Genomic DNA, 13468 nt, shown 5'->3' with positions numbered 1-13468 from the left:
ATCAGCGAATTTCATCTGGAATATTTTGCTGCGCCCATGACAGTAGCTCGATACGGTTACGGCATTTGGTTTTTCTAAATGCACTGTATAAATGTGTTTTTACTGTGTGTGGGCTAATGCTGAGTGCTTCTGCGATTTCTTTGTTCTTAGAGCCATTACTCATCAGCGAGATAATTGCTTTCTCACGTTTAGTGAGTTTTACAGGTTCAATATCACCGTCAGTAAGTTTATGTAAGGCATCTTTATTAAATTGCAGCATGCGATTTAATGCATTACACATAATATCACGGCGATACCAAAGCTGGTCCTCTAGTAATAAGCGAATACCTTTCATCAATACATCGGCATTGTCTGTGGTATAAAAAACACCGCGAATACCGCTTAAAAGTGCACGATTAGCAAGCTCTGGATTTTCATCTAAGTTGAATAACACGATATCGCATTTTACGCGCAAATTTACTAGTTGCTCTTTTAATTTTCCCCAAGCGTCTTGGCTTGATGTTTCAATAAACAATAAACGAGTTCCTTCAGGAACGTCTAATATGTTTGTTCCGGTAGCAACATTGAGCCCTTGGGTTTTTAATAAAGGCTCTAATACATTAATACCAATTGTATTAATTGGCTCTAGATCTAGTAACAAAAAGGCTGAACTACTCATACTTATATACTCTTGAATAAAGTTGACTAATCAATCCTAACATGCAATCCACCCCTTTCGTATTAGAAATTTCCCAGATTGGGGCAGGATAAACATAGTTTTATAACGTTTTGTACATTAGTCATTAAAAAATACAGCTGTAATTTAATTCAAGGTTTTGATATTTATATAAAATAATATAAAAACCCAGAAAAGGGTTCCTTTTACAAATATTTACACGCCAAATTTAAAAATCAGCCTTTTATCTTATCCTGATAGGGTGGCCATCCCATTATTTTACCAGCTAACATATGTAAATGGATGTGATAAACCGTTTGACCGCCATGGTCATTACAATTCATTACAACTCTAAATCCATCCTCTGCAAAGCCTTGTTGTTTGGCTATTTTCGCAGCTACTACATAAAGGTGACCAACAAGAGGTGCATCTTGTTCGCTAATATCATTAATTGTCGCAATCTCTTTTTTTGGGATAATCAATACATGAAAAGGGGCTTGCGGGTTAATGTCTTTAAAAGCCAAACTCAGCTCATCTTCATAGACGATGTCAGCTGGAATTTCGCGATTGATAATTTTAGTAAAAATAGTGTCTTCGCTCACGTTAAGATCTGCTCCATTGTAATCTAATAAATATCACTAATGACAAACTTTGCTTGCAGTGTCAAACTGAAATCAAATCACAAGGAGTTATTATGCGGAAATATATATTTTTAAGCGGGATTGTTTCATTGTTTTTGAGTGTCCCAAGTATTGCTGAAACGGTGAGTTTTCCTGAAGAAATTGTGCCGTTACAAGTAGGCGATAAAAAAATAGAACATTCATTTTTCAGTCGGGTTGATGAGGTGGAACTTACCCCAGGCGTGTATCAGCTCAAACTTAAGTACACAGATTTATATGAGCAAGGCTATGATGAGCACCAAGTGGTTGACTCAGAACCATTCTGGGTGACGATGACCATTGCCGCCGATACGGATTACGATGTGGTGTTTAATCGTGCAGACAATGCAGTGGCGGCAAAAGTATTTGCCGAGGCGCCGCAAGTGAGTTTGCAAGCAAAGGGGCAGTCGTTAGGCACGCCTTTAAGCGTTATTCCTGAACCAAACTTTCGCAGTGGCGCTGTAGCTCAAGTTGCATCAACAAAAGCGGCACCTACCGCGAGTACGGCAGCTATTGCTTCGGTGACTGCTGCGCAAGCCCCCGTATCGCGCCCAGCACCAAGCGTTTCTAACGCACCAAATGCTGCAGCTATGCTCGATTTTTGGTGGCAACAAGCCAGTGCTCAAGAAAAGCAAGCTTTCATTGAAAAAGTGACTAAAAGTAAATAGCAAAAAGGGCGAATAAATCGCCCTTTTTATGTGCTCGTTAAGCTTACTTAGCAAACAAGTCGTCAACGGTACCTTGCGCTAATGGGTGATAGCCTGGGCGAGCTTTAAGGTATACATCGTGCGCCCATTCACGCTTACCATTTTTGATCAATGCCTTGTATAGCGGCACAATCAATTTACGACGGCCAATGCCTGATAAGTGCTTATCAAGTGATGGGTAAATCGGTTGATAGCCATTACCTACCGCAAGCATATACCATGCAAATGCACGTTCGGCATTGGTTGATTGAGTTAAGTTAAACTCTGCATCTAATGCAGCCATTTTTTCTAGGCTTAAATCGCGCGGTAAGTTATTTAAAAAGTGTAACCACTCGTGCACTGTCCAATTAGTCGTCGGAAGTTGCGCGGCAGTTGTCTCACCTTTTAACCATGCTTGCGTGGCGTTATCGACCTTATCAAACGCATCAGAGGTTGGGTTTGGTGCATCACTTGGTAATCCAGGCTGAAAAATCCACTCGTTAACTTTGTCCATGCTAACAACGCCTGGGTATTTTTCAATTAAGTTAGCTTTGATGTAAGTAACAAATTGAGCCGTCGTTAATGATTTAAAAGCAAATTCGTTGAAGTAAGTTTTTACAAAATCATCAAACTTTTCACGGCCGTATTGGTTTTCAAGGTAAATTAAGAAAAGCTGACCTTTTGTATAAGGCACTGAGCTGAAAGCATCATCGGGATCACGGCCATTAAGCTTTAAATTAAGGCGCGTATCAGGTGCGTCGATAGTTTTTAATTGTGCGCGTAAACCAGCTGCATCAAGTGCTTGTTCCATAACTGCACGGTCACGACCAAAGACTTCTTCCATAATGCGGTTTTCAACGTACGAGGTGAAACCTTCGTTTAGCCATAAATCTTCCCACGTTGCATTGGTTACCAAGTTACCGGACCAAGAGTGCGCAAGTTCGTGAGCAATCAGATTTACTAAGCTTTTATCACCAGCAACAACCGTTGGTGTGATAAAAGAAAGGCGCGGGTTTTCCATACCACCAAACGGAAAGCTAGGTGGTAACATGAGTAGGTCATAACGGCCCCATGCATACTCGCCATACATGGCATTGGTTTTATCGATCATCGCTTGTGTGTCATTAAATTCGGCAACTGACGCATCTAAGATTGTTGGTTCAGCAAAAATACCGGTTTGCTTAGACATCGCTTTAAATTCTAAGTTACCTGCACCAATAGCAATTAGGTAAGGAGAGATAGCTTGCGGCATTTCAAAGTGATAATCACCATCTTTATAAAGTGCATCTTTGTTATCGGCACTCATTACCGCACGAATATCTTCCGGCGTGTGGATACGTGCTGAGTAAGTTACACGCATTGCTGGCGTATCTTGTACTGGGATCCAACTACGAGCGTGGATCGCTTGCGATTGGCTGTACATAAATGGATGGCTTTTACTGGCTGTTTGCTCTGGGGTTAACCATTGTAAGCCAGATGCTTCAGGGCGGCTGTTATAATAAATACGTACTTTAGGAGCTTGGTCTTTAAACGTAATAGTAAGCTTTGAGCCTTTAACGTCATCGCGCTGAGCAAGTGTGAATTTGGCTTTGTGCCAGCTGCCACTTTGGCTTTGATACATTACTTTATCGATGTCTAAATCGCGCGTATCAAGCACTAAGGTTTTGCTGGTCGTGTTTTGCCATTCTAGCGTGTGTTCAACAAAACCTTCTAATTGCTTGTCGGCAAAGTCGACGTCTAAATCAAGGTTTAAATGCGTCGTGATGACGTCATCGAGATTGGCATATGAGTTTTGATCAATGGCACTGGCCATTGCTTGAGAGCACATTCCAGCCATAGCGAGGCTTAAAAAGAGAGGTTTGATTTTCATAAATACCCTGAACACGAATAAAAAGTGCAGGTTTTATATCATGATTGCGATTCTTGGTTGAGCATTTTTTACAATCTAGTGCAAGATTTGCGACTAAGAGTTACACTAGTGCGATTAGTGACAATTAACCTTTGAGGCGTTTTGTGGCTCAGTCCCTGCAATCTTTCCATACCTTTTCTTTAAAGAGTCAGTGCTCGCAACTAATCGAAATTACTGACTCAGCGCAATTGCAGCAACTCACCTTTGATGCCCCTTTTTGCATTTTAGGAGAAGGGAGTAACACCGTGTTTTTAAACGATTACCAAGGCACGGTAATCAAAATGGCCACTGCCGGTGTGCAGGTCATAGAGCGTCAAGATGATTACCTACTAGAAGTTGCTGCGGGGGAAAATTGGCATAAACTTGTTGCTTATACACTTAAACACGGTATACCTGGGCTTGAAAACCTTGCATTGATCCCCGGTACAGTGGGTGCTGCGCCAGTACAAAATATTGGTGCTTATGGTGTGGAGCTGGCAAAATTTATTGCATACGTAGAGTATTTTGATATCTCCAGTAAGCAACTCGTTCGCCTTACTGCTGAGCAGTGCGAGTTTGGCTATCGCGATTCTATTTTTAAACATGCATTAAAAAATAAAGCGGTGATCACATCTGTGGGATTAGCTTTACCCAAGCTATGGCAGCCAGAATTAAGTTATGGTCCTTTGCAACAACTTGAACATGTAACGCCTATAGCCGTTTTTGAGCACGTCATTAAAACCCGTAACAGCAAATTACCTGACCCTTATGTGCTGGCAAATGCTGGAAGCTTTTTTAAAAATCCCATTATAGAAAATCGCTTGCTGAGAGATTTACTCGCTGCACACCCACAGCTACCTCATTATCACTACGATAACGAGCACCATAAAGTGGCTGCAGGTTGGTTGATAGAGCAAGCAGGCTTAAAGGGACATCGTATAGCTGGAATTGAAGTGCACCAACAACAAGCGTTGGTATTGGTTAATCATGGTGATAGCAGCGGTGAAGACCTCGTTGCTATGATCAAGTACATCCAGCAACAAATTTGGCAACGCTATCAAATAAAATTGCAGCACGAAGTTCGCTTGATGAACAGTGTTCACGAATGCCATATCGGTTTAGGAGAAGCAATATGAAAGCACCTGATGGCAATAAACTGGCTATTTTAAATGCCCTTAATCAAGGTGGCTTTATCTCAGGGCAATTATTGGGTGAGCAATTAGGTATTAGCCGCGCGGCGGTGAGTAAGCACATTCAAAGTCTACAAGAAATGGGTTTAGATATTTTTAAAGTTAGCGGTAAAGGTTACAGCTTAAATAATAATGTCGGCTTATTAGAGCAAACTAAGATCCAACAGCATTACCAAAGCTTAGGTGCACATACCGCGCAAGTGGAAGTTCAGCCAATTATTGACTCGACTAACAGTGAGTTAATGCGCCGTATTGCCGCTAAACAAACCTTAGAGTCGGGAACTGTGATTGTGGCTGAAATGCAGCAAGCAGGGCGTGGTCGTCGTGGTCGCGTGTGGCAATCGCCCTTTGGCGCAAACTTATATTATAGTTATTACTGGCGTTTAGATGACGGACTACAAGCGGCAATGGGGATGTCGATTGCCGTAGGGTTAGCGGTCTACGACGCTTTAAAAGCACTGTATAAATTAGAGGTTCAACTGAAGTGGCCGAACGATATTTATCTCAATAATGAAAAGCTCGCAGGCGTGTTAGTTGAGTTAGATGGTCAACCGCAAGGACCGTGTCAGTTGGTTATTGGTATTGGTATTAATTTACAAATGCCAGAAAGCTTTAGTCAACACATCGATCAAGCGTGGACCGATTTAAGTCAGCACACTCAGCAGGTTGATAAAAACCAGCTGGTGGCATATTTAACTTACTACCTTGAACAGCGGCTCGCACAATATAGTCAATCGGGCTTAAATGATATGTATCAACAATGGAATAGTTTAAATGTCTTCGTTGGGCAATGTGTAGAGTTGAATACTGGACACCGCAGTTGGAGCGGAATCTGTGAAGGTATTGATGCTAATGGCGGGATCCGTATCCGCCAAGATGGTGAAGTGAAAAGTTATTATGGCGGCGAAATATCATTACGTAAGGCAAGCGTATGAGATTATTAATTGATGTAGGCAACACCGCATTAAAAGCTGCAATCTGGCAAGGTGGGCAGATTAAGCAATGTGAGCTCAGTGCATTACCGTGGTCGCAAATTAATGACGTTGTTTATGCCAGTGTTGGTAAAAGTGAGCAGCTAAATGAACTATTAACCCAAGCCCGTTCACTTCAGGTGCCATGCTTTGAAGCCAAAGTAACAAAGCAACTTAGTAACCTACGTTGTGCGTATCAGCAATTTAATAATTTAGGGATTGATCGTTGGCTTGGTTTAATTGCCGCCTTTAAACTATGTCCACAGCAAGATTGCATAGTAATAGACACCGGAACAGCCACCACAATTGATGTGCTCACAGCACAAGGGCAGCATTTAGGTGGCTGGATATTGCCTGGCCTTGAGCTAATGACACGCTCATTGACACAAAATACTCAGCGCGTTTTTGATGATGCCAACACAGTATTTGCAAATGAATTGGGTGTAAACACACCGAATGGTTTAAAAAACGGCGCGCTAGTGGCAACGTTAGGGGCTGTTGAACAAGCAAAATTACATTTATCTAATAAAAACCCGCAACTAATTTTTGCTGGTGGTTATGGCGCATTACTCAAAGCACAGTTTTTAGGCGCGACTTATGAGCCGCAACTAGTGATGAAAGGGCTCAACTATTGGTATGAATTGAGCGAAAAGTAACAAAAAGCCCTTGTTTTGCCTGATTTGTGAGCATTCAAGCTAAAAAATTACATTTTTTTCAAATTTATTGTTGCATCACCTCCAACCTTCCTCTAATATCTCGCCCCGTACTAAAGCAGTGCCGACTTAGCTCAGCTGGTAGAGCAACTGACTTGTAATCAGTAGGTCAACCGTTCGACTCGGTTAGTCGGCACCACTTTCCTTTTACCGAAAGTGCTTAGTAAAGAATTATCGTGGAGGGGTTCCCGAGCGGCCAAAGGGATCAGACTGTAAATCTGACGGCTCAGCCTTCGCTGGTTCGAATCCAGCTCCCTCCACCACTTTATTCTTGACGGTTAGAGGTAGTTTAAGAACAGGTTCCTAACGCGGGCATCGTATAATGGCTATTACCTCAGCCTTCCAAGCTGATGATGCGGGTTCGATTCCCGCTGCCCGCTCCAGTTTCTGGTGTTGCTGATATAGCTCAGTTGGTAGAGCGCACCCTTGGTAAGGGTGAGGTCGGCAGTTCAAATCTGCCTATCAGCACCAGTCACACGAATCTTCTTGAATACTTCCTTTATCTGTCAGAAAATACTATTTGAAATTTGAAAAATTTAACTTAATCTACCTCCGGTGGATTATTTTCATATGTAATCTAGATACACAAAACTGATAGGTTCCGTCATGGCAAAAGCAAAGTTTGAACGCGTAAAACCGCACGTAAACGTAGGTACAATCGGCCACGTTGACCACGGTAAAACAACCCTAACTGCAGCAATCACTAACGTACTTGCAAAAGTATACGGCGGTGTTGCTAAAGATTTCGCATCAATCGATAACGCTCCAGAAGAGCGTGAGCGTGGTATCACAATCTCAACTTCACACGTTGAGTACGATACACCTACTCGTCACTACGCACACGTAGATTGTCCAGGACACGCCGATTATGTTAAAAACATGATCACTGGTGCTGCTCAAATGGACGGCGCTATCCTAGTTGTTGCTGCGACTGACGGCCCTATGCCACAAACGCGTGAGCACATCCTTCTTTCTCGTCAAGTTGGCGTACCTTACATCGTTGTGTTCATGAACAAATGTGACATGGTTGATGACGAAGAGCTACTTGAATTAGTAGAAATGGAAGTTCGTGAACTTCTTTCTGAGTACGACTTCCCAGGTGATGACTTACCACTAATCGCTGGTTCTGCGCTTAAAGCGTTAGAAGGCGAGAAAGAGTGGGAAGACAAGATCATTGAACTTGCAGACGCACTTGATTCTTACATCCCAGAGCCAGAGCGCGACATCGATAAGCCATTCATCATGCCTATCGAAGACGTTTTCTCAATCCAAGGTCGTGGTACAGTTGTAACTGGTCGTGTTGAAGCTGGTATCATCAACGTGAATGACGAAGTAGAAATCGTTGGTATCCGTGATACAACTAAATCTACTTGTACTGGTGTTGAAATGTTCCGTAAGCTACTAGACGAAGGTCGTGCTGGTGAGAACATTGGTGCACTTTTACGTGGTACTAAGCGTGAAGACGTTGAACGTGGTCAAGTACTAGCTAAGCCTGGTTCAATCAAGCCACACACTACATTCACTTCAGAAGTATACGTACTTTCTAAAGATGAAGGTGGTCGTCATACTCCTTTCTTCAAAGGTTACCGTCCACAGTTCTACTTCCGTACAACTGACGTAACAGGTGACGTACAGTTACCAGAAGGCGTAGAAATGGTAATGCCTGGTGATAACGTTAAGATGACAGTAACTCTAATCGCGCCAATCGCGATGGACGAAGGTCTTCGTTTCGCTATCCGTGAAGGTGGCCGTACTGTAGGTGCTGGTGTTGTAGCAACTATCGTAGAGTAATAATTAACTTATAAGTTAATTGTTAGAAAAAGGTCACTTCGGTGGCCTTTTTTAATGCCCGAAATCTACGTCATGTGAAGGTGGCGTTGTTACCCATAGGCGTAGGTGCTTTGTAGCAACTATCGTTGAGTAATAGTTAGCCTAGCTAATTAATACTAAAAAAACCCGAGCTTAGTCTCGGGTTTTTTAATGTCTGCGATTTACGTCATGTGAAGGTGGCGCTATTACCTTAGGCGTAGGTGCTTTGTAGCAACTATCGTAGAGTAACAATTAACTTATAAGTTAATTGTTAGAAAAAGGTCACTTCGGTGGCCTTTTTTAATGCCCGAAATCTACGTCATGTGAAGGTGGCGTTGTTACCCATAGGCGTAGGTGCTTTGTAGCAACTATCGTTGAGTAATAGTTAGCCTAGCTAATTAATACTAAAAAAACCCGAGCTTAGTCTCGGGTTTTTTAATGTCTGCGATTTGAGCTGTAAGCCGTCAGCCGTAAGTTTTAAGCAGCTCGGTGTTAGTCTTACCTTAGTTTTAATTCGGCTGAGTTTCACTAAACTTCACCCAAATTAAGGGGATGTTTAAAATTTATTTTTTATTTTGTTCTGTTAATTTCGAAATTAACTCAATAATGTTATTTGTAGATGATTCAGAATAGTTATTCACTTCCATTATTTTTAGCACATTTTCCCAGTCAGCTACCTTATTGGAGTTAATTCCTTCTAAAATGGCTTGATTGACAATTGGCGGTTCACTTAAGGTATTCTGAGAATTAAGTGAATTGATAAATTGGTCCAAGTCACTTGCCTCATAAGTATCAACGACCATCATTAGCGTCTTCCCGTAACGCATCTCAAAATATTCGAAACCAAAGTTATTAGTTATTATGAAAGCATTTCTACCATTTATCCTAATTGCACTAGCTTTATTACTACGAGCATAAAGAGACTTTGTGCTAATCATAACCGATTGCTTTATGAGGGTATTCATTTCTTCTGGTGTGGTTATATTACAATTAACATCATCAGGTGTAACAGATAGGCTCTCTTTAATTATTTCAAAAACAGTATCCGGGAATGGTGGTGGGAATTTTTTCTCAGCGCTTTGTGACAGTAATGAGTTGAAAAAGAGTATTTGAGATTTAAAACCACCTTCGTCATCATCTTCATCCCGCTCCATTATGGTTAAGCCTGAGGAGTTACTGTCATAAAAAGCACTATATTCCACGTTTTCAGTAACAATAATAGGTACTTCAAAGCCATTCATTTGAATTTTTTCAATAGCCATCAATTTACTCGTAGAATAGTCACCCCACACTAAATTGGCGTTATTTTTCGCTTTTAGGATATTTATAAGTTCATGGCATTGGACTTTATAGTCATTTGCCATTGTAATAGTAGGAAAAATAATTAGTAGCTTTAGGATTAAATTGCAAAGTTTCATGTGCTTCTTCTATTTTTTGATTTTTATATAGCATTAATGATGGTTGTATTTTGATCTTATATGCACTGTAACGCAACTCTGAATGTGTGATTTTAGGTACATTTGTTGCAGTTACGTGTCCGCTATTTGTTTCTTAAGCTTTTTCTGTGCGCGCTTTTGCTCTGCTTTTTTAACGTGTTTGCTGATCCACTTGGTCATTTTTGCCATTAATGCTGGCGGGAAGTCGTGGCCCATCCCGTTTACTATCTTTAATTTTGCTTTGCGTATCTGGTGTGCGGTTTGTTTTCCTGCGGCCACAGGCATGACAGGATCTGAGCTGCCATGAATAACTAATGTTGGAGCTTTGATCTTCGGCATTAAATGTTGCCTACAATCACTGGCGGCAATGGCTGCGAGTTGTCGGTAAAAACCTTGGGGGTTGTGTGCTCTATCCACTCCTAATGTAGCTTGTTTACGTAGTGTTTGTTCATCTTGTGGATAAGCGGGGCTGCCTATTAGTTGATTTAGTTTGATATTGTAATGAATAGCACTGTCACGGTTTTCACGTCGCGGACGATGTTTAGCAAGCTGTATGAATAATTTCAAGCTAGCTGCCGAGAGTTTAGGTTTAGTTGAGCTCGACATAATTGAGGTTAAACTTAAAACCTTTTTCTTATTTTGTGCGGCAATAAGTTGCGCAATCATGCCTCCCATAGATGCACCGACTAGGTGCGCTTTTTTAATTTTTAGCGCAGCCATTAACTCCAGTACATCATTCGCCATATCATCCAGAGTGTAAGGGATATGAGAAGCGACGGGGAGGCGTTTGCTTAACCATATCTTAAATAGGTTTGGGTTGCCTAGCTGCCCAAGTTGGCTTGAAAGCCCCGTGTCGCGGTTATCAAATCGGATCACCCGAAAACCATTATTCACTAAGCCATAATACAGTTCGTCGGGCCATACTGTTAATTGCGCACCGAGTCCCATTATCAAAATAATAACGGGAGCAGCAAGCTCTCCGCTATCTTGATAGCTAATGTTGATACCGCTGCTCGTTTTAATAGTGCGCATAGTCGATTATGGATCTAATGCAGCTAATTAATTATGCAAAGTATAGTCAGAACAACGAGTAGCTTCATACTCATTAGTATGAATTTTTTATATTCCAAAGCTTCTGCTTGTAGTTATTTGCTTTTAACTACCGCCATCAGCGTACTTTTGCAGCTCTGCTAGCATGTTTTCATTGCCAATCATTTCGTTTAATACCGAATAGACGTTATCGTCGGCAGAGTCTTGATATAGCGATAGAATGTGTTGTGCAATCTGTTGGCTATAGTCGCTTCTCTCGCTCTGAGCTTGATAGAATTGAGTTACTAAACCTTGACCGGCTAAGCGACGAATATAATCGTTAGAATCTTGCTCTAGCAGTGCTGTAAAGCGTTCAGCCAAACGATAATCAAGCACTGGCGATTGAGTTGTAATTTCTATGGCTTGAATTTTAAATTTATCATCATGACTATTATCGGCCAGATCTAATACATTTTTAAAAACCTCATAATCATACTCAGGTATGTTGGCTTGATTTAAAATATATAAGTTCATTTGTAATTGAGCTAGCGCTGCTAATCTATTAATATCACTGGCATTTTGGTCAAGAATTTGCTGTCGTAATTGTACCGCCATATTTTCGGCATAGGCCGGTTCTGACTTTAAACGTAAGTCATAATCTTCTGGTAAACCAGCATAAAAGTCATATAAAGGGTTACTTTTACGCATTTTTTCGGCTTCTTGCTGATCTTTTTCATTGAGTACCGCAATTACCAGCTCTTTAAATTCGTCGTGATTGGTCGCTTCCTCAAATGCTGGGTTTTGCATTTGCAAATTAGCGAGTTGCAATTGTAAGGCGGTAATCTTTTTATTTAATAGATCGATAGATAGCTCGTTATAGTCGTTATTTAACGGAATGTTAGTGACCACTATTTCCGAACCATTTTGGTGTATAGCGTTTTGTTTTGCATGTGGGGTTACTACATGTTTTGCGAAAAAAGTACCGTAACATGATATAGCAATGGCAATTGTGGCGATAACAATTGCTACAGAGCCCTTATTGATAGGCATTAAAAATGTGCTCCAAAGATAAAACGCTAATTTACCTATTTTGGCGAAAAAGTTCTGTTAAAATATGTAGAAAGGCAGGTACAAAAATGAGTTTTTCAGTGGCTTTGTGTAAGCTCCGGTTGCCCAGAGCTTAAAATGTACAGATTAATGTTTTTTCGCATACGCTTCGGCTTGCTGCCATACGCGTAGCATGTTGCCGCTGAGTATTTTTTTAATATCAGTGTTGCTGTAGCCTCGATCCATCAAACCCTGTACTAGGTTAGGATAGCTTGAAACATCTTTTAAGCCAGTTGGCAATGAATCACCCACACCGTCATAATCAGAGCCAATACCAACGTAATCGATACCAATTAGTTCAACGACATGATCGATATGGTCAAGCACTTGTGCAAGGCTTGCAAACGGGAATGGATTTTTAGCGCGATACGCCGCGTCAAAATCTTTACTTAATTTAGTGCCTTGTTTTTTCGCCGAGTCTTTTTTACTGTTTAGCTGATCATACCAGCTACGGGAGCTGGCTGTGACAAAGCTTGAACCAAAATTAATCTGGATAACCCCGCCATTTTTTTTCAGTGCAAGTAGCATATCGTCATCCATGTTACGCTCAAAGCCCGGCGTATATTTGCGCAGCGACGAGTGTGAGGCAATTACAGGGGTTTTAGATAGCTCCATTACTTGGTAAAACGCATCATCTGAGATGTGCGATACGTCAATCAGCATACCGATATTGTTCATTTCAGTGACCAGCTTTTTACCAAATGGGCTCAAGCCTTTCCATTTACGGCGAATATCGTAAGATGAATCAGAAATATGGTTGCTTTGTGAATGGGCAAGAGTGATGTAGCGCACACCACGGTCAAAAAAGTGTTGTAAGTTTTTCATATCGCCTTCAATTGGCGAGCCATTTTCCATACCCATTGCAAGTGACATTTTGCCTTGCTTAAATTGCGTTTTAATATCAGAGGTAGAGCTTGCAATGGCAAATTTGTCTGGTGCACGCTGTGCAATCGCTTCCATGCTATCAATGAGTTGATTCGCTAGTTGATAGCTTTTTCCTTTACCTTCAAATTCTAAATTAGCAGGAATATAAATCGACATAAACGGCGCATTTAAACCACCTTTAACGGCGCGAGGGTAGTCAAAATCACCGTCGTCAGTGGCTTTGGTTACATCTGCCCAGCTTTTGTGAATACGGTATGGAACGTCAATGTGCGTATCGATTAAAATGGTTTCTTGTGTGAGCTTGATAGCTTTATCAGAGGGGGTAGTTGTATCTGCATTCACTTGGCTGCTAAGAGCTAGAGAAATAGCAACAACTATTGAGCTTAGTTTTATCATTTTTAATGGCTCTTGAAGTAAAAGAGCCATTGTGAAGTTTTATC

The 13468-nt window shown here is 41.2% G+C and carries 12 protein-coding genes and 4 tRNA genes; 9 read left to right on the top strand and 7 right to left on the bottom strand.

Features of this window, described 5'->3' with window-relative positions:
• Position 1: 1 nt before the first annotated feature.
• Positions 2–658: a response regulator transcription factor gene (locus KAN5_RS13745; RefSeq protein WP_016710519.1), complete on the bottom strand. Its 657-nt coding sequence runs from the start codon at positions 656–658 to the stop codon at positions 2–4.
• 233 nt (positions 659–891) lie between these two features.
• Complete coding sequence (locus KAN5_RS13740; RefSeq protein ID WP_138555638.1) at positions 892–1257, bottom strand: histidine triad nucleotide-binding protein; 366 nt, start codon at positions 1255–1257, stop codon at positions 892–894.
• 92 nt (positions 1258–1349) lie between these two features.
• Between KAN5_RS13740 and KAN5_RS13735 the strand changes: the two genes are divergently transcribed.
• Positions 1350–1982: a DUF2057 domain-containing protein gene (locus tag KAN5_RS13735; protein ID WP_244389930.1), complete on the top strand. Its 633-nt coding sequence runs from the start codon at positions 1350–1352 to the stop codon at positions 1980–1982.
• A 43-nt stretch (positions 1983–2025) separates the two neighbouring features.
• On the opposite strand, the gene KAN5_RS13730 is transcribed toward KAN5_RS13735, so the two are convergent.
• Positions 2026–3870: a M1 family metallopeptidase gene (locus KAN5_RS13730; protein ID WP_016710516.1), complete on the bottom strand. Its 1845-nt coding sequence runs from the start codon at positions 3868–3870 to the stop codon at positions 2026–2028.
• Positions 3871–4013: 143 nt separating this feature from the next.
• On the opposite strand from KAN5_RS13730, the gene murB reads away from it, so the two are divergent.
• The 8 genes from murB to tuf all read left to right on the top strand — a co-directional run bounded on the left by murB (position 4014) and on the right by tuf (position 8553).
• On the top strand, positions 4014–5024 hold the full coding sequence (gene murB, locus KAN5_RS13725) for a UDP-N-acetylmuramate dehydrogenase (protein WP_016710515.1): 1011 nt from the start codon (positions 4014–4016) through the stop codon (positions 5022–5024).
• Entirely contained in the window at positions 5021–6013 is a 993-nt protein-coding gene (gene birA, locus KAN5_RS13720; RefSeq protein WP_016710514.1) for a bifunctional biotin--[acetyl-CoA-carboxylase] ligase/biotin operon repressor BirA, read from the top strand. Before murB ends, birA begins: the two co-directional genes overlap by 4 nt.
• Positions 6010–6705: a type III pantothenate kinase gene (locus KAN5_RS13715; RefSeq protein ID WP_244389929.1), complete on the top strand. Its 696-nt coding sequence runs from the start codon at positions 6010–6012 to the stop codon at positions 6703–6705. Before birA ends, KAN5_RS13715 begins: the two co-directional genes overlap by 4 nt.
• Positions 6706–6825: 120 nt before the next feature.
• A tRNA-Thr gene (locus tag KAN5_RS13710) sits at positions 6826–6901 on the top strand.
• A 39-nt stretch (positions 6902–6940) separates the two neighbouring features.
• A tRNA-Tyr gene (locus KAN5_RS13705) sits at positions 6941–7025 on the top strand.
• A 45-nt stretch (positions 7026–7070) separates the two neighbouring features.
• A tRNA-Gly gene (locus KAN5_RS13700) sits at positions 7071–7145 on the top strand.
• Between the two features lie 12 nt (positions 7146–7157).
• Positions 7158–7233 (top strand) — tRNA-Thr (locus KAN5_RS13695).
• 135 nt (positions 7234–7368) lie between these two features.
• Complete coding sequence (gene tuf, locus KAN5_RS13690; RefSeq protein WP_064668786.1) at positions 7369–8553, top strand: elongation factor Tu; 1185 nt, start codon at positions 7369–7371, stop codon at positions 8551–8553.
• A gap of 581 nt (positions 8554–9134) precedes the next feature.
• Here the strand turns inward: tuf and KAN5_RS13685 are convergent.
• The 4 genes from KAN5_RS13685 to KAN5_RS13670 all read right to left on the bottom strand — a co-directional run bounded on the left by KAN5_RS13685 (position 9135) and on the right by KAN5_RS13670 (position 13424).
• Complete coding sequence (locus KAN5_RS13685) at positions 9135–9989, bottom strand: hypothetical protein (protein WP_244389928.1); 855 nt, start codon at positions 9987–9989, stop codon at positions 9135–9137.
• Between the two features lie 111 nt (positions 9990–10100).
• A complete protein-coding gene (locus tag KAN5_RS13680; RefSeq protein WP_244389927.1) occupies positions 10101–11039 on the bottom strand; it encodes an alpha/beta hydrolase in 939 nt (312 codons plus the stop codon).
• Positions 11040–11162: 123 nt separating this feature from the next.
• Positions 11163–12086 carry a hypothetical protein gene (locus KAN5_RS13675; RefSeq protein ID WP_244389926.1) on the bottom strand — a complete coding sequence of 308 codons (924 nt, stop codon included), beginning with the start codon at positions 12084–12086 and terminating at the stop codon, positions 11163–11165.
• 144 nt (positions 12087–12230) lie between these two features.
• Positions 12231–13424 (bottom strand): dipeptidase, encoded by a 1194-nt coding sequence (locus tag KAN5_RS13670; RefSeq protein WP_138554613.1) that lies wholly within the window; start codon positions 13422–13424, stop codon positions 12231–12233.
• Positions 13425–13468: the final 44 nt, after the last annotated feature.

Source organism: Pseudoalteromonas sp. KAN5 (genome assembly GCF_022846535.1).
Classification (GTDB): Bacteria; Pseudomonadota; Gammaproteobacteria; order Enterobacterales; family Alteromonadaceae; genus Pseudoalteromonas; species Pseudoalteromonas haloplanktis.
The sequence above is the reverse complement of the archived record's forward strand: the minus strand, read 5'-3'. Positions and strand labels throughout refer to the sequence as shown.

Coding starts and splice junctions, on each gene's coding strand:
- KAN5_RS13735 (WP_244389930.1), top strand. CDS start 1,350: ATGCGGAAATATATATTTTTAAGCGGGATTGTTTCATTGTTTTTGAGT.
- birA (WP_016710514.1), top strand. CDS start 5,021: ATGAAAGCACCTGATGGCAATAAACTGGCTATTTTAAATGCCCTTAAT.
- KAN5_RS13670 (WP_138554613.1), bottom strand. CDS start 13,424: ATGATAAAACTAAGCTCAATAGTTGTTGCTATTTCTCTAGCTCTTAGC.
- KAN5_RS13675 (WP_244389926.1), bottom strand. CDS start 12,086: ATGCCTATCAATAAGGGCTCTGTAGCAATTGTTATCGCCACAATTGCC.
- KAN5_RS13745 (WP_016710519.1), bottom strand. CDS start 658: ATGAGTAGTTCAGCCTTTTTGTTACTAGATCTAGAGCCAATTAATACA.
- KAN5_RS13680 (WP_244389927.1), bottom strand. CDS start 11,039: ATGCGCACTATTAAAACGAGCAGCGGTATCAACATTAGCTATCAAGAT.
- KAN5_RS13715 (WP_244389929.1), top strand. CDS start 6,010: ATGAGATTATTAATTGATGTAGGCAACACCGCATTAAAAGCTGCAATC.
- tuf (WP_064668786.1), top strand. CDS start 7,369: ATGGCAAAAGCAAAGTTTGAACGCGTAAAACCGCACGTAAACGTAGGT.
- KAN5_RS13730 (WP_016710516.1), bottom strand. CDS start 3,870: ATGAAAATCAAACCTCTCTTTTTAAGCCTCGCTATGGCTGGAATGTGC.
- KAN5_RS13685 (WP_244389928.1), bottom strand. CDS start 9,989: ATGAAACTTTGCAATTTAATCCTAAAGCTACTAATTATTTTTCCTACT.